The 22,170-nt window shown below is 39.7% G+C and carries 18 protein-coding genes, 3 pseudogenes and 1 riboswitch; of the genes and pseudogenes, 5 read left to right on the plus strand and 16 right to left on the minus strand.

Annotated features, from left to right (window positions below):
• Positions 1-9: 9 nt before the first annotated feature.
• The 6 genes from NSR00_RS07580 to NSR00_RS07605 form a co-directional block, all read right to left on the minus strand.
• A complete protein-coding gene (locus tag NSR00_RS07580; protein WP_339196858.1) occupies positions 10-972 on the minus strand; it encodes a PhoH family protein in 963 nt (320 codons plus the stop codon).
• A gap of 3 nt (positions 973-975) precedes the next feature.
• The gene (yqfD, locus tag NSR00_RS07585) at positions 976-2,169 is read right to left on the minus strand and encodes a sporulation protein YqfD (protein ID WP_340787936.1); all 1,194 of its coding nucleotides are present in this window, start codon (positions 2,167-2,169) and stop codon (positions 976-978) included.
• Positions 2,170-2,179: 10 nt separating this feature from the next.
• A complete protein-coding gene (gene yqfC, locus NSR00_RS07590) occupies positions 2,180-2,464 on the minus strand; it encodes a sporulation protein YqfC (protein WP_063388039.1) in 285 nt (94 codons plus the stop codon).
• Between the two features lie 63 nt (positions 2,465-2,527).
• Positions 2,528-2,905, minus strand: a complete 378-nt coding sequence (locus NSR00_RS07595) for a hypothetical protein (RefSeq protein WP_066247542.1) — start codon at positions 2,903-2,905, stop codon at positions 2,528-2,530.
• 28 nt (positions 2,906-2,933) lie between these two features.
• Positions 2,934-3,926 (minus strand): flotillin-like protein FloA, encoded by a 993-nt coding sequence (gene floA, locus NSR00_RS07600; RefSeq protein WP_063388037.1) that lies wholly within the window; start codon positions 3,924-3,926, stop codon positions 2,934-2,936.
• A 16-nt stretch (positions 3,927-3,942) separates the two neighbouring features.
• Positions 3,943-5,226: an NfeD family protein gene (locus tag NSR00_RS07605; protein WP_340787943.1), complete on the minus strand. Its 1,284-nt coding sequence runs from the start codon at positions 5,224-5,226 to the stop codon at positions 3,943-3,945.
• A 272-nt stretch (positions 5,227-5,498) separates the two neighbouring features.
• On the opposite strand from NSR00_RS07605, the pseudogene NSR00_RS07610 reads away from it, so the two are divergent.
• The 3 pseudogenes from NSR00_RS07610 to thiC all read left to right on the plus strand — a co-directional run bounded on the left by NSR00_RS07610 (position 5,499) and on the right by thiC (position 10,239).
• Positions 5,499-6,624 (plus strand): annotated as a pseudogene (locus tag NSR00_RS07610) (IS4 family transposase).
• A gap of 314 nt (positions 6,625-6,938) precedes the next feature.
• Positions 6,939-8,048, plus strand: a pseudogene (locus NSR00_RS07620) (IS4 family transposase).
• Between the two features lie 197 nt (positions 8,049-8,245).
• A riboswitch (TPP riboswitch) is annotated at positions 8,246-8,361 on the plus strand.
• Between the two features lie 135 nt (positions 8,362-8,496).
• A pseudogene (gene thiC, locus NSR00_RS07625) lies at positions 8,497-10,239 on the plus strand (phosphomethylpyrimidine synthase ThiC).
• Positions 10,240-10,286: 47 nt separating this feature from the next.
• On the opposite strand, the gene NSR00_RS07630 reads toward thiC, so the two are convergent.
• Positions 10,287-11,396, minus strand: coding sequence for an MGDG synthase family glycosyltransferase (locus tag NSR00_RS07630; protein WP_340787947.1), 1,110 nt, complete (start codon positions 11,394-11,396; stop codon positions 10,287-10,289).
• Positions 11,397-11,535: 139 nt separating this feature from the next.
• Between NSR00_RS07630 and NSR00_RS07635 the strand changes: the two genes are divergently transcribed.
• The gene (locus NSR00_RS07635; RefSeq protein ID WP_340787950.1) at positions 11,536-12,090 is read left to right on the plus strand and encodes a YkoP family protein; all 555 of its coding nucleotides are present in this window, start codon (positions 11,536-11,538) and stop codon (positions 12,088-12,090) included.
• Positions 12,091-12,570: 480 nt separating this feature from the next.
• On the opposite strand, the gene NSR00_RS07640 is transcribed toward NSR00_RS07635, so the two are convergent.
• The gene (locus NSR00_RS07640) at positions 12,571-13,017 is read right to left on the minus strand and encodes a GatB/YqeY domain-containing protein (RefSeq protein WP_063388172.1); all 447 of its coding nucleotides are present in this window, start codon (positions 13,015-13,017) and stop codon (positions 12,571-12,573) included.
• 19 nt (positions 13,018-13,036) lie between these two features.
• Complete coding sequence (rpsU, locus tag NSR00_RS07645; protein WP_063388032.1) at positions 13,037-13,210, minus strand: 30S ribosomal protein S21; 174 nt, start codon at positions 13,208-13,210, stop codon at positions 13,037-13,039.
• 341 nt (positions 13,211-13,551) lie between these two features.
• Here rpsU and NSR00_RS07650 point away from each other — a divergent pair, with 341 nt between their 5' ends.
• Positions 13,552-14,499 (plus strand): Na/Pi symporter, encoded by a 948-nt coding sequence (locus NSR00_RS07650; RefSeq protein ID WP_340787953.1) that lies wholly within the window; start codon positions 13,552-13,554, stop codon positions 14,497-14,499.
• Between the two features lie 73 nt (positions 14,500-14,572).
• Here NSR00_RS07650 and deoC read toward each other — a convergent pair whose 3' ends face one another.
• The 7 genes from deoC to grpE all read right to left on the minus strand — a co-directional run bounded on the left by deoC (position 14,573) and on the right by grpE (position 22,146).
• Complete coding sequence (deoC, locus tag NSR00_RS07655) at positions 14,573-15,232, minus strand: deoxyribose-phosphate aldolase (protein ID WP_063388030.1); 660 nt, start codon at positions 15,230-15,232, stop codon at positions 14,573-14,575.
• A gap of 69 nt (positions 15,233-15,301) precedes the next feature.
• The gene (gene mtaB / locus NSR00_RS07660) at positions 15,302-16,648 is read right to left on the minus strand and encodes a tRNA (N(6)-L-threonylcarbamoyladenosine(37)-C(2))-methylthiotransferase MtaB (RefSeq protein WP_340787956.1); all 1,347 of its coding nucleotides are present in this window, start codon (positions 16,646-16,648) and stop codon (positions 15,302-15,304) included.
• Positions 16,649-16,653: 5 nt separating this feature from the next.
• Positions 16,654-17,409 (minus strand): 16S rRNA (uracil(1498)-N(3))-methyltransferase, encoded by a 756-nt coding sequence (locus NSR00_RS07665; RefSeq protein WP_340787958.1) that lies wholly within the window; start codon positions 17,407-17,409, stop codon positions 16,654-16,656.
• Positions 17,410-17,420: 11 nt separating this feature from the next.
• Entirely contained in the window at positions 17,421-18,356 is a 936-nt protein-coding gene (gene prmA, locus NSR00_RS07670) for a 50S ribosomal protein L11 methyltransferase (RefSeq protein WP_063388027.1), read from the minus strand.
• An 18-nt stretch (positions 18,357-18,374) separates the two neighbouring features.
• Positions 18,375-19,505 carry a molecular chaperone DnaJ gene (gene dnaJ, locus NSR00_RS07675; protein ID WP_063388026.1) on the minus strand — a complete coding sequence of 377 codons (1,131 nt, stop codon included), beginning with the start codon at positions 19,503-19,505 and terminating at the stop codon, positions 18,375-18,377.
• Between the two features lie 142 nt (positions 19,506-19,647).
• Positions 19,648-21,480, minus strand: coding sequence for a molecular chaperone DnaK (gene dnaK / locus NSR00_RS07680; RefSeq protein WP_063388025.1), 1,833 nt, complete (start codon positions 21,478-21,480; stop codon positions 19,648-19,650).
• Between the two features lie 33 nt (positions 21,481-21,513).
• Positions 21,514-22,146: a nucleotide exchange factor GrpE gene (gene grpE / locus NSR00_RS07685; RefSeq protein WP_277874773.1), complete on the minus strand. Its 633-nt coding sequence runs from the start codon at positions 22,144-22,146 to the stop codon at positions 21,514-21,516.
• Positions 22,147-22,170: the final 24 nt, after the last annotated feature.

A 22,170-nucleotide genomic window follows, 5' to 3' on the forward strand; every position in this document is an offset into this window, starting at 1 on the left:
GAGCGGGTCTTACTGATCATCTTTTTCATAAGCCTCAATAATTTTTGAAACGAGCGGGTGCCGCACGACATCAGTTTCCTTTAAATATACGAATGAAATGCCTCGAATGCCTGATAATTTTTCATTCGCTTCAAGCAGTCCTGATTTTACTCCTTTGGGCAAATCCACTTGTGTCAGGTCGCCTGTAATGACCATTTTGGATCCAAAGCCTAAACGGGTTAGAAACATTTTCATTTGCTGAGTTGTTGTATTTTGCGCTTCATCTAAAATAACGAACGCATCCTCAAGTGTTCTTCCGCGCATATACGCCAATGGAGCAATTTCAATAACTCCTCTTTCTAATAAGCGCTCTGTATGGTCCACGCCTAAAATATCGTGTAGAGCATCATATAAAGGTCTTAAATAAGGATCTACCTTTTCTTTTAAATCGCCGGGCAAAAAACCTAAATTTTCACCAGCTTCAACGGCCGGCCGCGTTAATATGATTTTATTTACAAGCCCATTTTTCAAGCAATGGACGGCCATGACAACAGCGAGAAACGTTTTTCCTGTTCCTGCTGGACCGATTCCAAATACTAAATCATGCGTTTTAATTGCTTGAAAATACTTTCGTTGACCTAGCGTTTTTACACGAATGATTTTTCCTTTTGCATTTTTCGCAACTTCTTCATCGTATAGGGATTCAAATTCATCGATCTTCCCACTTTTCGCCATTTTTGTTGCATAAAGCACGTCTTGTTCGTTAATCGAAATTCCTTTTCGAATAACCGAAAGAAGGGATTTCAAGATGTCTTCAACCAGTTCAGCTTTTTCTTTATCTCCTGAAACATATACCGCTTCACCGCGCGAAATAATCGATACGTTTAACTCTTCTTCAATTCTTTTTAAATGAACATCATGAATCCCAAATAAATTAATGGCTTCATTCGGATTTTCTAAACTCTGGCTGATTGTGACTAAATCTTCTGTCATTCTCTAATCTCCCTGAACCCGTTTTATTTTTACAATGTTTTCAATAACTTGGAAGTGTATTTTCAATCTTACTTTACCATTCTCGACGTCTTCGTGCAAAACTTTTTCGCCAACAATTTTGACATCTTTTCCAAGTTTTCGAAATAAGTCATTTTTCCCGGCAGCAATCGCTTGCCGTTTCGCTTCATCCACAGAATATTTTCTGTGAAAGGTTTCCGTCTCACGAATCGTTTCTTTCTTATAGTTAACTGGAAGATCCCATTTTAAAAATTTTAATGGACGCTCGTCTCGCTCCACCGCATATTGCGGATATTCCGATTCATCATTGCGAAACATCCCCCAAATAGGAAGGGAAAAAGAACGAAAGGAGAGAAAATGCTTCGTGACTGACCTTCCTGAAAATAACTGGAAAGTTGTTTGAAGCGGCACCTCCACTGTTGAAATATACCAAGTTTCGCCTAATATTTCTCCGTCTGCTGCCACTTTTCGTATTTTATCACCTTCTCCAACTACACCGGAAACTAATATTTGTCCTTTTTTCACAAAATCATGAACGTCTACTAAAGGTTGTCCTTTTTCAACATACATTTTTGCTATAACAGCTTCCTTCGCGGCCACTAAATGCCTCGGCCCCTCCACTTTGCTTTTTTGCTCTTTTTTCTTTTCGGCTACTTCCAGAGAATATGTCGTTCCTTTTAATTTGACACCGATCCATGTTATATCATCTATTTGGCTCATCAAACGATTTTGAACTGTTTGATTGCTCGATGTCAAAAACTGAAACGTCCCTCTTTTAATTCCTATTTTGTCCAATTCTTTTTGTATTAAATGCTCTGTTTTCGGACTAGCCCCTTTTATTTCAATATGCCAAATCATGTTGGATAAAAGAAATGTAATGGCAATGAACAGAACAATTCCAATAACAAATCCAAAATTTCTCCATGATTTTTTTAATAAAAATGGAAATCCTATCCTTTGGTGAAAGGTGCACTTACATTCATGTTTACGAACTACTTTTCGTAAAGCCTGTACATCTTTAAGGCGTATAAAAAAAGAAATTGCACCGTTTTCCAGCCGCTTTACATTTATTGTGACAATGCCAAGCCGCGTGCAATCGTTCAACATTCTTTCTGAGCCGGTTCCTTCCGCTATTACCTGAACGAAGCCTGTAAAATATAACAACCAATTGTTCCGCATCCCGATCCCCCTACTGATCAATATATAATACTTGTTCAATTTTCCCTTCTACAAGGAGCTCTTCTGGCAATATCGCTTTCATCACAAAATCGCTTCCTTTAATGAGCATCTGGCCTTGCTGCAGCAAAACTCGAATCTCTTTATCTGTAAAGGAAAGCAGTCCTTTATGATTTTCTATATATATATGCAATGTACCGATCATCGTAACACGGGGAAGATCCATCATGACGTCAGCTGGTATTTGCAATCCTTCTGTCAATATGCTTTTTATTCGCTGATGCCATTTTTTGCCCATAAAAGAACCCCCTCCATCCTCATATTTATGAGAGACAAAAGGGGATTAACACCATTAATTCATTTATTTTATGAAATTCGACCGATGGGGCTTTTTGGATCGGGGTTCATCTAAAATGACGCTCCAAATGACTCCTTTTGCAGCTGAATGCATGTGTAAAGCTGATGGTTTCTGTTTTTTATTTTTATTATGAAAAGATTTCATATTCGATTTGTCTTTTTCAGCTTTTTTTATTTGGCTGGATAGGCCTGTGTGTACATTTTGAATTTGATTCCATTCATTTGGAGGGCTTGTCGAAACATTTTTAACCCTTTGTTTTATTTGTTTTGCAGCTTGTTTCCTTTTTTTCTGCTGCTCTTGATCTTTTTTATTTCTGCCAAACAAAGAAGAAATAATCCCGATTAAAATAACAATGAACAGCGGATTTTCAAATATTTCCATATGACACCTCCTTTGATGGACAGAAAGATCATTCTTCTTCATCACCAGCAGAGTTTTTTGTCATTTTTCCGATAGAATCACGCATATTTGTATCAGCGGTAATGTTTTTGATGTTCATATAATCCATAACTCCAATATTTCCTGATTTTAAAGCTTCCGCCATTGCCAGCGGAACTTGCGCTTCCGCCTCAACAACTTTTGCCCGCATTTCTTCAACTTTAGCGCGCATTTCCTGCTCTCTTGCCACCGCCATCGCCCTGCGTTCCTCCGCTTTAGCTTGCGCGATGTTTTTGTCTGCTTCCGCTTGATCTGTCTGCAGGATCGCACCGATGTTTTTGCCGATGTCAACGTCCGCGATGTCGATGGATAAAATTTCAAAGGCTGTTCCTGAATCGAGTCCTTTGTTTAAAACTGTTTGCGAAATCATATCAGGGTTTTCCAGCACTTTTTTATGATCATTAGAAGAACCAATGGTGCTGACAATTCCTTCACCTACACGTGCGATAATCGTTTCTTCCCCGGCACCGCCAACAAGCCGGTCGATATTGGCTCGCACCGTGATGCGGGCTTTTGCTTTCACTTCAATTCCGTCCATGGCAACCCCTGCAATAAACGGGGTTTCGATTACTTTCGGATTTACGCTCATTTGAACGGCTTCAAGCACGTCTCTTCCCGCTAAATCAATCGCAGCACAACGTTCAAAGCTCAATTCAATATTAGCTCTTTCAGCTGCAATTAATGCGTTGACAACTCGATCGACATTTCCCCCTGCCAAATAATGGCTTTCCAATTGATTTGTTGTGACATCAAGGCCGGCTTTATGCGCTTTAATTAACGGATTGATCACTCGACTTGGAATGACTCTGCGCAGCCTCATTCCAATAAGAGTCAAAATACTGATGCGAACGCCAGCTGCCAGAGCGGAAATCCAGAGCATAATCGGCACAAAAGAGAACAAGATGCCAAGCAAAATAAGACCTAATACAATAAGACCTAGTAAAAGAAAAAATGATACATCCATGTGATATACCTACCTCCTATTCATTTTCATTAATAGCTCTTACAACAATTCGTGAGCCTTCTACTTTAACAATTTTCACTTTTTTTCCTTTCTCAATATACGTTCCTTCTGTCACAACATCCAATCTTTCCTCTCCATCGGTCATTACTGTTCCTGCCGGTCGTAAAGCAGTCACAGTTACACCCGTTTTCCCAATTAAATCTGTACGATTTTGATTGGATACATAACCTTTCTCCGTGCTGATTGAATCATTTAAAATAATTTTTTTAAACCATTTCATACGCTTACCAATCACCTTTGACATGATGAATATTGTGAATATCGAAATGGAACCGGCAATAAAAAGAGAAACCGCCATATGTCCTATATGATCAGCTGCTAAAAATAAACTTAAAAGGACTGAAAGAAAACCGATTGCTCCAATAATTCCTCCTGGAACAAACAACTCTGCAATTATAAGCAGAACCCCAAGCACGAACAAAACAACCGTTTCCAATCCCGCAAGCCCTGCAATAAAATGACCGAAGAAAAACAAAAACAGTGCCAATAGTCCAATAAAACCAGGAATGCCAAACCCAGGAGTGTACAATTCTAACACAAACCCTAAACCGCTAATCGTTAATAATATCGGAATGGTATACATGTTTGTTACAAAACGGGCTATTTTTTCAGCAAACGTCTCCTCAGTCTCCTGGACTTTTGCACCTTCCATTCCGATCGATTTCAAAAGCTCTGCCCGGCTTTTGGCGATGCCTTCACCATACCCGACTTCCATCGCTTGTTTTGCTGTTAATGTTAGTAATTCTCCTTTTTCTGCACCATATTCGGGCATATCCAAGCTGCTGTCTACCATCGCCTCAGCGAACATAGGGTCTCTGCCATGAACCTCAGCAGCATTTCTCATCTCTGCTTTCCAAAACGATTGCACTTTTACTTCTGCAGCATTGCCATTGGAGTCAATGACAGCCGCTGACCCAATGGTACCGCCAGGATGGTAATATATTTGATCAGCCCTTAATGCCATATAAGCCCCTGCAGAAATCGCATGTTTATTTACATAAGCGATTGTTTTGATATCTGTATCCATAATCATTTTGCCTATTTCTATCGCTGCCTCTAAAGCACCGCCAGGAGTGTTCAATTCAAAAACAATGACATCCGCCTTCTCTTTTTCCGCCTCCTGAATGGATCGTTTAATAAAATGCACCAATCCTTTTTCAATTGTATTTTCAATCGGAATAAAATAAACGGTTTTCCCTTCAGCTGATTTGGCATCAAAAGACGCACAAATAATCGACAAGATGAGCAGCAGAGCGCAAATAGCGAAAAACTTATTGTTTGATTTCAGGCCTCTCCCCCCTTATTTTTTGCCTAATATTATTACGGACAATTGCGCAGAAAGTTTCAAAAATCAACAATTCTACAAACATCATGAAACACTAGCGTCGCATTAAAGTAATTTAACACCTTAAAATAAACAGAATTTTCTGAAATATAATCCAAACACAAAAAAATCCTTTATAATGGTTGGGTGGTAGTAAACCATCCAAATCCAATACAAAGGACAAAACCATGGATAAGTTTACACGAAAAACATCATTTGAACAATGGTTTTCACCGATTAATCGTCCATTATTTGACGACCTAGTGAAAACACATCAATTAAATCACTATACCAAGAAACTTTATATGGCTTCATTTATGAAACTGCTTTTGTATGCCCAACTCCATGAAACCGAGAGTTTACGGGCGTTGAGTGACGCTGTCTTTTTAGAAGAATTACAACAAGCAACGGGATTGGAATCGATTAGTTTTTCACAGTTAGGGAGACGAATCAATACCATCCCAACTGAGTTCTTTCAAACGATTTTTCTCGATTTAGTGGCACAAATTCATCGGAAAACCAATTTCCAAACAAGAAGAAAAGTGACAACGCCTTTGAAAATCATTGATTCGAGTACATTACCGCTTAATTTGACCAATCATTAAGTGGGCAGAGTTTCGAAAAACAAAATCAGGAGTAAAGCTTCACTTACGACTTGTTTTTATGGAAAAAGGACTCTCCTATCCAGATCAAGCCGTACTCACGAATGCCAACGAACATGATCGTGGTCAACTAGAAGTATTCGTGGATGACAAAGAATGCATGTACGTGTTTGATCGTGGTTACTTGGATTATGGGCGCTTTGATCAAATGACGGAAGATGGCTATTTCTTTGTGACCCGTTTGCGTAAAAACGCTGTTGTCCGAGTGTTAGAATCCTTTTCGTTACCAGAAGATTCACCCGTATTCTCTGATGAAATGGTTGTCATTGGAACACCACAAAATCGTTCTGAAAACGTGTTTCGCTTACTCAAATTGCATGATACAAAAGGAAATGAGCTTCATTTACTGACAAATCGGTTTGACATGGACGCAGATGAAATTGCAGAAACCTACCAATCACGTTGGGCAATCGAACTTTTTTTCAAATGGATGAAACAACATCTGAACATTAAAAAGTTTTTTGGTCACAGTGAACAAGCTGTACACAATCAAGTGTACGTAGCCATGATAGTGTACTGTCTGAATGTTTTAGCTCAGTTGAACACAAATAGCGAACGCAGTTACTTACAAATTAGTCGCTATTTGAAGGCTTCTTTGTGGAAATCCGCTCACATTTGGTTACGAAAAATCGAAGGAAACGGCGTCCCATAAAGGTTTGCCAGTCGTTGTTGCACAAGTCATAGGTTATAGTAAAAAAATGGATGTTTACTACCCTCGCTTAGGTGTTTTCGTTTTTTCTCTAAAGTCCAGAAAAAATAAAACTGAAAATTCAGACATCATTTATGCGACGGTAGTGATCATGAAACGAAAAAATATTTTCATTATTTTTCATATTATGTTACTATTCACTAGCGTTGCATTAATTTAATTCGAAAATTCCGAATTGAAAAAAGTCCATAAAAAAATCCTTTATAATGGATGGTACAGGTGGTCCCTGTCCAAATCCAATATAAAGGATGAAGCCTATGGACAAGGATACACTATTTTCTTCATTTGGTAAATGGGTCACTCCTCTCAATTCTGTTAAATTTACACAAAGAATTGAAGAGATGAAACAAGATAAATATACGAAAAAATTAACCACAAAAGCGTATTTACTTTTGTTTTTGCATGCTCAACTTCAACAACGAGAAGGACTGCGCGCCATCGCCGATGATGCGTTACTGGATGATTTTCAGCGAGAATTAGGATTGACATCTATTAGTGCTTCACAACTTTCTCGAAAACATCGCCAAGTAAAACCCGAATGACCCGCAGAAATCTTTCTGGATTTAGTGAATCAAATCCGCCAGATGTCCACGAATTCCTCCAGTCAGGTGAGTGGCTTAAAAATCGTGGATTCTACGACCATTTCACTGAATCTGAAAAAATATCAATGGGCTACGTTTCGCAAAACGAAGTCGGGAATTAAGGTTCATTTACGACTGGTGTTTGTCAATGAAGATACGGTTTATCCGGAAAAAATGGTCATGACCCCAGCAGGGAACAATGATCGAACACAAATGGAACAACTGATCGACGAAACAGATGCCATGTACGTGTTTGATCGTGGTTATGTAGACTACGAAAAGTTCGATTATTACTGTGATAAAGGCCTCTTTTTCGCCTCCCGTCTGAAAAAGAATGCCTATGTTCGATTTCTTGAATCGTTCTCTGTCCCATCCAATTCCTCTATTTTATCTGATTCGATGGTGGTCATTGGGACACCACAAAAACGAACGGAAAATGTCTTTCGATTAATCGAAACATTCGATTCGGACGGGAATCGAATTCGAATCATTACGAACCGATTCGACCTAGATCCAGAAGAACTTGGTGATATCTATCGTTCTCGATGGGCCATTGAACTATTTTTTAAGTGGATTAAGCAACGTTTAACACTCAAACATCTTTATGGAACGAGTCCAGAAGCTGTAGAAAATCAGGTTTACTTAGCTCTGATTTCTTACTGTTTACTCATTCTTATTCAACTTGAAATGAAATCGAAACATTCTCTCACCCAGATTTATCGTTGGCTTCGCGTTTTTCTTTGGAAACCAAGTACCGTGTGGGTGGAACGAATTCAACGGGAATGAGTTGAAAAAAGTCGGCGAAGCGCAGTAGCCATGTAACAATAAAACAAATACATTTATTACCAAATGGATAGTGATCACCTTTAGTTGGTTACTGCCTTGTTTTTCGTTTATCATAAAATATTTTATTCAGAAAATTCTGCATAAAATGTTTTTATTTTTTATGCAACGCTACTGGTTACTATTAAAAAAAATATATAACCATCTACTAGGGGTGTCCAATTAGCTGGACTGAGAGAAGAACGCGCCTGAAGTTCTTCAACCCTTTGAACCTGATCTGGATGATGCCAGCGTAGGGAAGTAGGTAGCGGGAGTATTTGTATTGCCTTCTTTTTCTATATTGAATTGATCGGGTTCGTGCTAAAGCGAACCCGTTTTTATTTTTCACATCCCATCTCCCCTCCTATTTTTCTATGCACATCTTCAGATAAAAAAATGGAGGAGGAGAAAAATGAAACATTATTTCGAAAACATGCAGTTTCCAGCAAGCAAAAAAATTTATGTGACTGGGTCAAGACCCGATATTCGGGTTCCGATGAGGGAAATTCAATTAACTCCCACGAAAACGGAAGCGGGAACGTTTGAAAATGAACCTGTAAAGGTTTATGACACGAGCGGTCCCTATACAGATCCTGATTTTCAGGCAGATATTCATAAAGGTTTGCCGGCTGTGCGCAAACAGTGGATTTTAGACCGTCATGATGTTGTAGAATATGATGGGCGCCAGGTAAAGCCTGAAGATAATGGATTTCGCAATTGGGAAGATCACAATATTGCCACACCTTTTCATCGAAAGCCTTTCAAAGCAAAAAAAGGTGCTGTCGTTACACAAATGCACTATGCAAAAAAGGGGATCATCACCCCAGAGATGGAGTTTGTGGCGATTCGTGAAAACATGGATCCTGAATTCGTTCGTCAAGAAGTCGCTGCCGGCAGGGCCATTATTCCGTCCAACATTAATCACCCGGAAAGTGAACCGATGATCATCGGCCGGAACTTTCATGTAAAAATTAATGCCAACATTGGCAATTCAGCTGTAACATCGTCAATCGAAGAAGAAGTTGAGAAGATGCTTTGGGCCATCCGCTGGGGCGCTGACACAATTATGGACCTGTCAACAGGAAAAAATATTCATGCAACAAGAGAATTTATCATCCGCAACTCGCCCGTGCCGGTTGGAACCGTCCCGATTTACCAAGCGCTCGAAAAAGTAAATGGCGTTGCTGAAGAGTTAACATGGGAAATTTACCGTGATACATTAATTGAGCAAGCAGAACAAGGGGTCGATTATTTTACTATACATGCCGGCGTGCTGCTTCGCTATATCCCTTTGACCGTCAAACGGCCGACCTGAATCGTATCCCGCGGCGGTTCGATCATGGCGCAGTGGTGTATGGCGCATCATCAAGAAAACTTTTTATACACTCATTTTGAAGAGATTTGCGAAATTTTAAAAACATATGATATTGCCGTTTCATTAGGTGACGGCTTGCGTCCCGGATCTATTCGAGATGCCAATGATGAAGCGCAATTTGCCGAATTGAAAACGCTCGGTGAATTGACGAAAATCGCCTGGAAACATGATGTCCAAGTCATGATCGAAGGCCCTGGGCACATTCCGATGCATAAAATTAAAGAAAATGTTGATTTAGAAAATGAAATTTGCAAGGAGGCTCCTTTTTATACCCTCGGTCCATTAACGACCGATATTGCTCCCGGCTATGATCATATTACGTCAGCCATTGGAGCAGCCATGATCGGCTGGTACGGAACGGCCATGCTATGTTATGTAACTCCGAAAGAGCATTTAGGCCTTCCCAATAAAGAGGATGTGCGCCAAGGTGTTGTTGCTTATAAAATTGCAGCCCATGCCGCAGATTTGGCAAAAGGGCATCCAGGCGCCCAAATAAGGGATGATGCTTTATCAAAAGCCCGTTTTGAATTCCGCTGGAACGACCAATTTAATCTTTCTCTCGATCCTGAACGGGCACGCGAATATCATGACGAAACTTTGCCGGCAGAAGGAGCGAAAATTGCCCATTTTTGTTCTATGTGCGGTCCAAAATTTTGCTCGATGAAAATTTCCCACAATTTAAGAAAAATGGCCGGTTCAAGTGATTCTGATTTCGTTCAGGAAGGTTTGAGGCAAAAAGCAAAAGAATTTATAGAGGGCGGGTCATCCCTTTATCGATAAATAATTTTCAAACTAATGCTCCTAGAAGCTTTAATGGCTTCCAGGAGCTATTCATTCATTAAACGTTTGATCAATCCCGCTGGTTCAATCGGAGCTAAACTTTTATGATATTCATCCACTTTCGATAAAAATTTTGATAGCTGCTTAGATTGCAGCGCTCGAATAATGGAGGCCGAAATATTTGTTTCCTCTTGCCAATTTCGAAAATCAAACACCATCCCGAATTTTGTTAATTTCTCCAAATTTATTTCTTCCTGTCCTGGAAGAGTGTGGTACACAAATATAGGGATATTTTTGTATAAACATTCACTGATTGTCACACCACCGGGCTTTGTCACGATAAAATCGACGCGATTGTACAGATCGTTCATTTGTTCTCTTGAAGAGATGTAAGGTAAAGGAGTAATTCGTGGATGGTTTTGTTTTATTAATCGATCATAAAGCTTTCTGTTTTTTCCGCATAACACCATATAATGGATATCATCATCGCGGCTGATTTTTTCCGTTATCTTCTCTATTGAACCGACGCCTGAACTTCCTCCCGAAATTAATCCTCGATAAAAACGCATGCTATGTACATGTTCATCTTTCCTTTTTGTAATAGTTGGGTGAATAGGAATCCCTGTAACAAAAATCTGTTCTTTTTTTATACCTTTTTCGAGCAAATAATCTTTCATATATGAGTGACCGACAAAATGATAGTCAATTTCTCTTTTTCCCCAAAGATGATGAATAAAAAAATCTGTGTATACATTGATAACAGGGATGTTGATTTGAGAAAAGGCTTTCAGCCTGGCAAGCAAGTAGGAAGGAAGAGCATGAGTACAAACAATCATTTTCGGATTCAATTCATCAATGATCTTTTTTAAATGCCGGAGAAAAAGTGCCTCATAATGGACAAACCTTTTGCCGCTATTTTGTTCCGCGAGCACTGACCTGTGGTACATATGGCTGTATGATTTAGGAAAACGGCCAATCCATTGCAAATAAAAGGAAGATATCAGCCTTTCTATTTTTCCAAATTTCGATGACAAAAGGTCCATTTTTTCGCAATGAATGTCAGGATCAAGCCGTAACAACCCTTCCATCAGGGCATCAGCTGTTTGATGATGGCCTGAAGGTATGGTCAAAAAAGGAAGATATAAAATTTTTTTCATATCGCTCACCATTGTTATTGATGGAGTTCTTTAAAAGTTTTTTCTTAATTTCGCATGGCTATTCGAAAAAATTTTTATAAATAAAAACAATTCGTATGCTAAAAATAAACTGTAAGAAAAAAAGTGAAAGGTGTTGCAAATGGGAAGGTTGAGATATTGTTTTTTTAAGTTTTGGTGCCTATTGGATCCCATTTATTACCTTTGTTCGCGGCTTGAGTATGTGAGGGACAAGGAGAATAATCGTGACATTTTCCGGGTTCGATTGACAAAATATAAAGGAAGGGAAATAATTCTTTCAGACGGTACAAAAATTAAAAAAAATGATCTTCTGTTAAAAATACATCTTCATAACGTCTATTTAATGAAGGAACTGAATCGTTTTAAGAGCGAAATTCAAAAAGGAAGATACATTTACTCTAAAACAGAAAAAGGGCTGCCAAATATCGTTCAATACTTGCGGAATCATTCACAATTTCATAATGTGAAAGGGATTATTGGAATAACTATTTTAAATAAAGGCTCTGAACGGCTGGGCTTTGAAACGTTTTCCATTCAAAATCCATTTTATAAATGGTATAAGCTTTTGACATTTACCCCTATGTATTTCATCATTCAATATCGTTTCGATAGCTTGAAGCGGCCGCCGAAATATTTAATGATGTCAAAAGAAAAACTGCTCAAACTATATGGATAGAACGGTTTTCCCTTCATCAAAAAAGAGCGTATGAACAGCTCAGGCGCCGCTTATACGCTCCGTCATGTTGATCCCGTTGATGTTTCAATGAAAATATTTGGGTTAACTCCGAAATAAATCCTTTCCCTTTCAGAGCAAATAGTGCTGTCGTTTTTCCCTGTTCTCACAGCCAGATAGACGTGTGCTCCCTTTTCGAGAGGTTTTCCTTTATTGCCGCCGTATTTTCCCGATAATCTTCATTGAGACCAGCGATCTTTCCGAATGTTTTCCTTCATTGTTGCCCTCTGCTCAATTTTTTGCGGACATTTGCATAGCAGTTATATTCTTTCGCCGACAAGCTTGCTATCAACAACTGAACCACTATTGATGAATTGCAAGGCAGCTACATTCATTAATCGACTGCCGCAGTCCATAGGATGAATCCGCTGCAAAAACTTAAAAGCTTGCCGCACATAGAAAGCGGCAAGCTTTTTACTCGAATTATGAAAGCAAATCCTGAACCAATTTATTGACAAGCGAGCCATCTGCTTTTCCTTTTACTTTTGGCATAACGGCTCCCATTACTTTCCCCATATCGGATTTGGACGTTGCGTTCACTTCCGAAATTGTTGTTTTAATAATTTGTATTAATTCCTCTTCAGATAATTGCTCAGGCATATATTCAGTTATTACTGCAATTTCAGCTTTCACTTTTTCAACTAAATCTGAACGACCTGCATTTTCAAATTCTTGGAGGGAGTCTTTACGTTGCTTTAATTCTCGAGAAAGTACCGTTAATTCCTCTTCTTCAGTCAACTCACTTTTTCCGAGTTTAATCGCTTCATTTTGCAAGGATGCTTTTACCATGCGAATGACTGAAAGGCGATCTTTCTCTTTATTTTTCATCGCTTGCTTCATATCTTGATTTAAACGCTCAAGAAGACCCATAATTAATATACACCCTCTTTTAATATTTACGCTTTCTTGCAGCTTCAGATTTTTTCTTGCGTCTTACGCTAGGCTTCTCATAAAATTCGCGCTTTCTATATTCCTGCAAAGTACCAGTTTTTGATACTTGGCGTCTGAAGCGGCGAAGAGCATCCTCAAGCGATTCGTTTTTACGTACGATCGTTTTAGACATCCTTTTTCCCTCCCTCCGAACAAAGCCAGTTCATGTTCCTTATCAAAAAGAACATTTACTAAGTTAGTATAATATAATCGATTTATTTGGTCAATGTTCAAAACATCTTTCCTATTCCTTATGACTTTTTTTATCGGACAGGTTTACAAGACTGTTTCATATCAGCTTTTGTATGGAAGAATTTCCAAATTCATCATGTATATAAGGAAATGATTCAAGATCGTTTGAAAGCCGCTAAACAGCTGTCTGAAAAAATATAACTAGTTCGATTGAAAAAAATTACTCGTTCATAAGGTCTTATTGTGACACCTTGTCCATAGACTGTTGATGAGGTGGTTTTCATGGGAATGCAATTGCTGTTATTATTTTTTTCTTGTTTCCTTTTATTTTTTTGCGGAATGGCAATGATGAAATACGGATTTCAGCAAATGTCCCATAGGCAGCTGGAGAAATGGCTGTACAACTGCACGAATGCCCCAATCAAATCCTTTCTAACCGGCATGATTGCAACAGCTCTTGTTCATAGCAGTTCTCTAGTGATGGTGATTACAGTTAGTTTTGTTTCCGCTGGTTTGTTAAAGTTTAAAGATGCAATTGGAATTATTTTAGGTTCCAATGTCGGGACGACCTTTACGACCGAATTTCTAGCCGTTGAAATAGATGACTATTTAGGGATGATGTTTGCAATTTCTCTTCTTCTCATGATTTTTAAAAACAGAATTTTATTTTCATTAGGCTGTTCATGCTTCGGCATATCGTGTATTTTTTTAGCTTTGAACGGGTTTGAAAAAGCTGCTTTTCTTTTGTCTGACCTGCAGGTTATGTCTGATCTGCTTGCCAAATCGAGTGACCATTTGCTTTTTTCTGTCGGAATAAGCGCGGTCTTCACCGGAATTATTCAATCATCAACTGCATTAATCGGAATTGTCATGAGCTTTATGAACGAACAGCTGCTGCCATTAGAAACAGGATTAGCTTTTGTTCTCGGCGCAAATATCGGCACCTGCATTACAGCTTTATTGGCCTCGATCGGCTCTAAACAAGAAGCGAAATATACTGCTTTTGCCCATCTTTGGCTGAATGTGTTTGGAGTGATCCTGTTCGTTCCGCTTATTCCTTTTTTCGCAAATAATTTAAAATTGTTAACAAATGAACCAGATTTCCAAATCGCTCACTTTAGTCTGATTTTTAACTTGATAACTTCTTTAATCATTCTCCCGTTTGCGAATCAATATGCAAATTTTGTATTATGGTGGACAAAAACTATTTCAGCATGGATAAAAAAATAATCCCGCAACAAACTGCGGGAAAACTTTTTTAAACTAAATGTAAAAAATCCAGCAATTCTGTGATTATAATAGATTAACGTTCACTTCCTTTTATAATCGCCACTCCAGAACTAGTACCAATTCTTGTCGCACCGGCTTCTATCATCATGATCGCAGTTTTATAATCGCGGATTCCGCCAGATGCTTTCACGCCGAATTTCGGACCTACTACTGCACGCATAAGCTTCACATCGTCAACTGTTGCACCACCGGTAGAAAATCCTGTCGATGTTTTGACAAAATCTGCTCCGGCTTTTACAGCTAGCTCACACGCTTTTCTTTTCTCATCAACATTTAATAGACATGTTTCAATAATCACCTTTATCAAAGCTTTTCCGTTTGCCGCTTCAACGACAGCACGAATATCTTCTTCAACTGCATGATAACGCTGATCCTTTAATGCGCTGATGTTTATCACCATATCTAATTCCGCTGCACCTTTTTGAACCAACTCTGTCGTTTCATATGCCTTTACTTCAGTAGTTGTTGCTCCAAGCGGAAAACCAATCACTGAGCAAACTTTCACATCTGATTTTTGCAGCAAATTAGCTGCTGTTTCCACCCATACGGGGTTAACACAGACAGATGCAAATCCGTACTCCTTCGCCTCAAAACAAAGCTTTTCAATATCTGCCTGCGTGACATCCGGCTTTAAAACAGTATGGTCAATATACTTCGCAATATCCCTTTTCATGAGAAGGCTCCCTTCATAAAAAGTGGTACAGCTTACATCAAAGTCTGTTTTACACAAGAAAAAGCTAGATTAAGAAGACTTCTGTAAATAGTCTTCATCGACTATACGGACTACTTGTCCTTCATTATATGGATAACCAGCCTTAGTTAATTTCACCTTCACAATTTTCCCAACCATCTCTTTCGACGCCGGAAAAACAACTTTTAAATAATTGTCCGTATATCCTTCATATTTGCCGCTGTCTGGAGCTTCTTTATAAGGTTCTTCTGGAATAACCTCCAGTACTTGTCCCTCAAATTTTGAGGCATATTCTTTTGCTAGTTGATCGCTTAATTCGATCAGCCGGTGTACGCGTTCGTTTTTTATGTCTTCGTCAACTTGATTTTCCATTCGGGCAGCTGGTGTTCCTGTCCGCTTCGAATAAGGGAAAACATGAAGCTCAGAATAACGGTGTTCTTTAACAAAGTTGTATGTTTCCATAAATTCTTCTTCCGTTTCACCCGGGAAACCTACAATCACATCAGAAGTTACCGCAAGCCCAGGCAAAGCTTCTCGCAGCCGTTTCAGACGCTCAGCATAAAATTCCGTCGTATATTTACGTCGCATCCGCTTTAAGACGCTGTTTGATCCTGATTGAAGCGGTATATGCAAATGGCGGACAATTTTATCGGACGTTTTCAGCACTTCAATTACTTCATCAGTTATTTGGCTCGCTTCAATTGAAGAAATTCTAAGCCGCTTTAATCCTTTCACTTCAGAATCAATATCGCGAAGAAGCTGCGCAAAATTATAATCTTTTAAATCTTCCCCATATCCTCCTGTATGGATGCCGGTTAAAACAATTTCTTTATATCCAGCATCCACCAGCTTTTGAGCCTGTTTAATCACTTCTTTTGGATCCCGGCTCCGCATGAGACCGCGTGCCCAAGGAATAATACAAAACGTGCAAAAATTATTGCAGCCTTCTTGTATTTTTAAAGACGCCCGCGTCCGGTCTGTAAAGGAAGGTACGTCCATCTCCTCGAATACCCGAGCTTTCATAATGTTTGTCACACCGTTGATCGGCTGGCGCTCCTTCTTAAACTGCTCAATATAATCGAGCATTTTTTTTCGATCTTGTGTACCGACAACGATATCAACCCCAGGAATGGCCATGACTTCTGCGGGTGCCGTTTGCGCATAACAACCTGTAACGCAAATAACACTGTCAGGGTTTTTGCGGATCGCTCTCCGTATTACTTGGCGGCTTTTTTTATCACCTGTATTCGTCACCGTACAAGTGTTAATGACATATACATCCGCAATCGCTTCAAAATCCCGGCGCTCATATCCCGCTTCTTTAAATAGCTGCCAAATAGCTTCTGTTTCATAATGATTTACCTTACATCCTAATGTATGAAAAGCAACAGTCGGCATGTTTTTCACCTCGACAGTTCAAAATGATAGGATACTGCAGATAATAAATAAAGAGGAGCCGTTTCCGCCCGCAATATTCTCGGACCTAGCCCGCATAAAAGAAAGCCGTTATCGGATAACTGCTTAATCTCCTCGGCTGTAAAACCTCCTTCTGGTCCAAAAACAGCGAATAATGATCCTCCCCGCTGCAAAGAATTTAAAGCACGAAATAAATTGCTCGTTTCACCTTTTTTTGCATGCTCTTCATAAGCGACAATTTTTACATCGGCTGATGCAGCATAAGAAATGACATCCTTTAATGAAGCTGGCTTCGTCACCTCAGGAATTATGGTCCGATGTGACTGTTCCGCAGCTTCTTTCGCAATTTTATTCCACCGCTCTAATTTTTTATTTATTTTACCTTCATTTAATTTTACAATTGAACGAGCAGCATTAAAAGGGATAAACTTGGAAGCACCAAGCTCCGTCCCTTTTTGAATGACGAGCTCCAATTTATCCCCTTTAGGCAGCCCATTCGCTAATATCACTTTTGCCGGAAGCTCTGAATTGTTCTCGATCCACTCTAAAATGGAACAGCATACTTTATCGGCAGATATTTGAACAATTTGGCAAAGGGCTGAATATCCATCCTTTGTTACACATATAATTTGATCATTCTGTTTCATCCGCATCACCCGGGAAATGTGGTGGACATCTTCCCCGGTGATGTCAATAATATCAGTTAATTCTTTTTTTGCATAATGAATAAAATAACGCTGCATCTTCAATCCCTCTATTTTTTTGCGATAAAGGCGACCCAATCTTCCATCGTCATCGTCTCTTCAATCGTAAAACCAGCTTCGATTAAAGCTTGCTCCACTTCGTGTTTTTTGTTTTGAATAATTCCGGAAGTAATAAAATAACCGCCGTTTTCTAAACGCTCATGCGCATCACGAACAAATCGCAATATGACTTCAGCTAATATGTTTGCAACAATTACGTTTGCTTTAACATCGATATCGTCCAACAAATTGTTTTGCTTGACTTGAACAAGATGCTGCACTTTATTCAATTTAACATTTAATCGCGCGCTGTCCACTGCAACTGGATCCAAATCAAGTGCGATGACTTTATCGGCCCCCAGCAAAGCACTCGCGATGCTCAATACGCCTGACCCTGTACCGACATCAATTACAATATTTCCCTTTTGCACCTTTTTTTCAAGTGCTTGTATGCAGAGAACTGTTGTTGGATGGGTTCCAGTTCCAAACGCCATACCAGGATCCAATTCAATGATCAGTTCATCGGTGTGAGCAGGTTCATACAGCTCCCATGTGGGGACAATCGTAAATTTTTTTGAAACCTTCACAGGACGGTAATATTTCTTCCAAGCGGTAGCCCATTCTTCCTCATTGACTTCACTAATTGTAATATGGTTCCGCCCCAAATCAATATCATACAACAGCAGGTTATTTATCCGTTCTTTTATCCCTTCCACCGTCTCGCCTAAAAAGCTATTCACGGGAAGGTACGCTTTAATGATGACACCTTCATCAGGATAGTCTTCAGGATCAAGCTGATATATTTCTCCATATTGATCTTCTCTTTCTTTTATAAGATCATACGGATCTTCAATAACTACTCCACCAGCACCCGCTTCATGTAAAATATTAGAGATAGGTTCAACCGCTTCTTCCGTTGTGTGGATGCTAATCTCTGACCACTTCATTTTAGTAACCCCAATCCTTTAATCTCCTTTAAACGCCCGCTTCACTTTATCAAAAAAACTTTCTTCCTGTACATCAGGTTGATTCCCGCTGATAGCCGCAAATTCCCGCAGCAATTCTTTTTGTTTTTCCGTAAGGTTAGTTGGTGTAACGACGCGAACAGTTACATATTGATCTCCTATGCCATGTCCGTGAACATTTTTGATCCCTTTTCCAGACAGTCTGAATTTTCGGCCTGTCTGCGTGCCTGCAGGTATTTTTAATTTCACTTTACCGTATAAAGTAGGAACTTCAATCTCATCTCCAAGCGCAGCTTGTGCGAATGTCAGCGGCATTTCACAATAGATGTCATCACCATCGCGGACGAAAAATTCGTGTTCCTGTACGTGGAAAACAATATATAAATCACCTGATGGACCGCCGTTAATTCCCGGCTCTCCTTTCCCTTGTATGCGGAGCTGCTGACCGTCATCTACACCAGCTGGAATTTTTACTTGGATTTTTCTGCGTTTCTTCACTTTTCCGCTGCCGCCACAAGTTGTACAGCGATGTCTGATAAATTTACCTGTTCCGTTACATTGATAACAAACGCGCCGATTCACAAAAACACCAAAAGCTGTTCGCTGCTCTGAGCTGATTTGACCCGAACCTCCGCAATGCGGACAAGTTTCCGGAGTAGTACCAGGTTTCGCTCCTGAACCGTGGCAAGTATCACATGTTTCTTCGCTAGGAATTTCAATTGTCGTTTCCTTTCCGAACGCAGCTTCTTCAAATGAAATCGTCATCGTATATTGAATATCTGCACCTGCTCGAGGAGCATTCGGATCTCTTCTTCTTCCTCCGCCAAAGATCGAACTGAATAAGTCATCAAATCCAAATCCCCCGAAATCCGCTTCAAATTCTTCACCGTTAAAGCCGCCGAAGCCTTGAGTAGCACCTGCATGACCGTAGCGGTCATATTGGGCTCTTTTTGTGTCGTCGCTTAACACTTCATACGCTTCTTTTACTTCTTTGAATTTTTCGGGCGCGTCTGGGTCTTTGTTAATATCCGGATGATATTTTTTGGACAGCTTGCGATAGGCTTTTTTAATCTCCTCTTTTGTTGCGTTCTTACTAACTCCAAGCACCTCATAGTAATCACGCTTCGCCATATATTCACACTCCCGATTTCTCACATAGAGTAAATTTTAACATTGACAAACGGAAGAAAGCAACTGTTAACCGCCTTTACTGAAAAAAGTCAAAGTCAAGACATGCCTGACTTTGACTTATCCATTTTCAGATTAAAACATTTTATTTGTCATCTACTTCTTTATATTCAGCGTCAATCACATCATCGTCATTTTTATTTTTGTTTTCAGAATTATTTTGTTGATTATTTGTCTGTGCTTGTTTAGCCGCTTCCTCATAAAGTTTTACAGAAAGGTTCTGAACGATTTCTTGAAGTTCTTCTTTTTTCGCTTTTATTTGATCGAAATCATTTTTATCAATCGCTTCTTTTAATGCGTCTTTTATTTCGTTTGCTTTTTTCACTTCTGCTTCGTCAACTTTTCCTTGCAGCTCTTTTAATGTTTTTTCTGTCGTAAAGACAAGCTGGTCAGCTTCATTTCTTAATTCTGCCTGTTCTTTTCGTTTTTTGTCAGCTTCAGCGTTTTCTTCCGCTTCCTTAATCATGCGCTCAATTTCTTCTTCGGATAATCCCGTGGATGATTTAATTGTAATTTTTTGTTCTTTTCCAGTTCCTAAATCCTTAGCACTTACGTTTACAATTCCGTTTTTGTCGATATCAAACGTTACCTCGATTTGCGGCACTCCTCGCGGCGCAGGCGGGATATCTGTTAATTGGAAGCGTCCTAATGTTTTATTGTCAGCAGCCATCGGACGTTCCCCTTGCAGAACGTGAATATCGACCGCAGTTTGGTTGTCAGCAGCAGTTGAAAAGATTTGCGACTTGCTCGTTGGGATCGTAGTGTTCCGTTCAATCAGTTTTGTAAACACTCCGCCCATCGTTTCAATTCCAAGCGATAATGGAGTAACGTCTAGGAGCACAACGTCCTTCACATCACCTGTGATGACACCGCCTTGAATTGCAGCACCTAACGCAACGACTTCGTCCGGGTTAACGCCTTTATGAGGCTCTTTGCCAATTTCCTTTTTAATCGCTTCTTGAACAGCAGGAATCCGAGTGGAGCCTCCGACTAAAATTACTTTATCGATATCGTTTTTCGTTAAACCAGCGTCGCTCAATGCTTGGCGAACAGGACCCATAGTTTTTTCTACAAGATGCGCAGACAATTCTTCAAATTTTGCCCGCGTTAATGTCACTTCCAGATGAAGCGGTCCTTGTTCACCTGCAGTAATAAACGGCAAAGAAATTTGTGTTGATGTTACGCCTGATAAGTCTTTTTTCGCCTTTTCCGCAGCATCCTTCAATCTTTGCAGAGCCATTTTGTCTTTGGAAAGATCAATGCCATTTTCTTTTTTAAATTGATCTACTAAATAGTCAATAATGACTTGGTCAAAGTCATCACCGCCGAGATGGTTGTCGCCCGCTGTTGCTCTTACTTCAAAAACACCGTCCCCAAGTTCAAGAATGGACACATCAAATGTACCGCCGCCCAAGTCATAAACTAAAATGGTTTGATCTTCATCCATTTTGTCAAGACCGTAAGCTAAAGCAGCTGCAGTCGGCTCATTGATAATCCGTTCAACTTCAAGACCGGCTATTCTTCCTGCATCTTTTGTTGCTTGGCGCTGAGCATCGTTAAAATAGGCAGGAACAGTAATGACAGCTTTTTCTACTTTTTCCCCTAAATAATCTTCTGCATACGATTTTAAATGCTGCAAAATAATAGCAGAAATTTCCTGCGGCGTATATTTTTTTCCGTCAATCTCCACTTTGTAGTCAGTTCCCATGTGGCGTTTAATAGAAATAATTGTATTTGGATTCGTGATCGCTTGGCGTTTTGCAATTTCACCTACTTGACGCTCGCCGTTTTTAAATGCAACAACCGACGGTGTCGTCCGGTTTCCTTCTGGGTTTGGAATCACTTTCGGTTCGCCGCCCTCCAGAACCGCTACACAAGAGTTCGTTGTTCCTAAGTCAATACCGATGATTTTACCCATATATCACAACCTCCTGCTAATTATCATATGTAATTACTCATTAACCTTTACCATAGATGGTCGAATAACCCGGTCTTTCAGTTTGTAGCCTTTTTGCAGCTCTTCCACAACAACATTGGATTCGAAATTTTCGTCTTTCACTTGCATTACCGCTTGATGAAGGTGCGGATCAAACGGTTTCCCAACCGCTTCGATCACTTCAACTCCTTCATTTTCAAGTGCTTGAAGGATCTGACGGTAAACCATTTCCATGCCCTGCAAAACGGATTTTGTTTTTTCATCCTCTGCCTCAATTTTCAAAGCCCGTTCAAAATTATCAATTGCAGGCAAAAGATCTGATATTAAACTTTGCGCACGATATTTTTGCTGTGCTTCCATATCAAGCCTGCTGCGCCGGCGAAAATTTTCAAAATCGGCCTGAGCTCTAAGCATGCGATTTTCCATTTCCTCCAGCTTTGCCTCAAGCTCAGCGATCTTTTCATTCGCTTTCACCAATTCCTCTTCAGCATTTGAAGAAGATTGGTCTTCACCATTTTCCTCTTGGCTGCCCTCTTGGCGCAATTCTTCTTGATCAGGCATTTCTTCTTTCTCGTTTTCGGCTTTCTCGTTATTGTATTCAACTTCTTCTTGGATTGTTTGTTCTTTTTCAGTCTGATCGTTTGCCATCATTTCACCTCCCTTAAAGTGCAA

This window comes from Aeribacillus sp. FSL K6-8394, from assembly GCF_038008865.1.
In the GTDB taxonomy this organism is placed as follows: domain Bacteria; phylum Bacillota; class Bacilli; order Bacillales; family Aeribacillaceae; genus Aeribacillus; species Aeribacillus composti.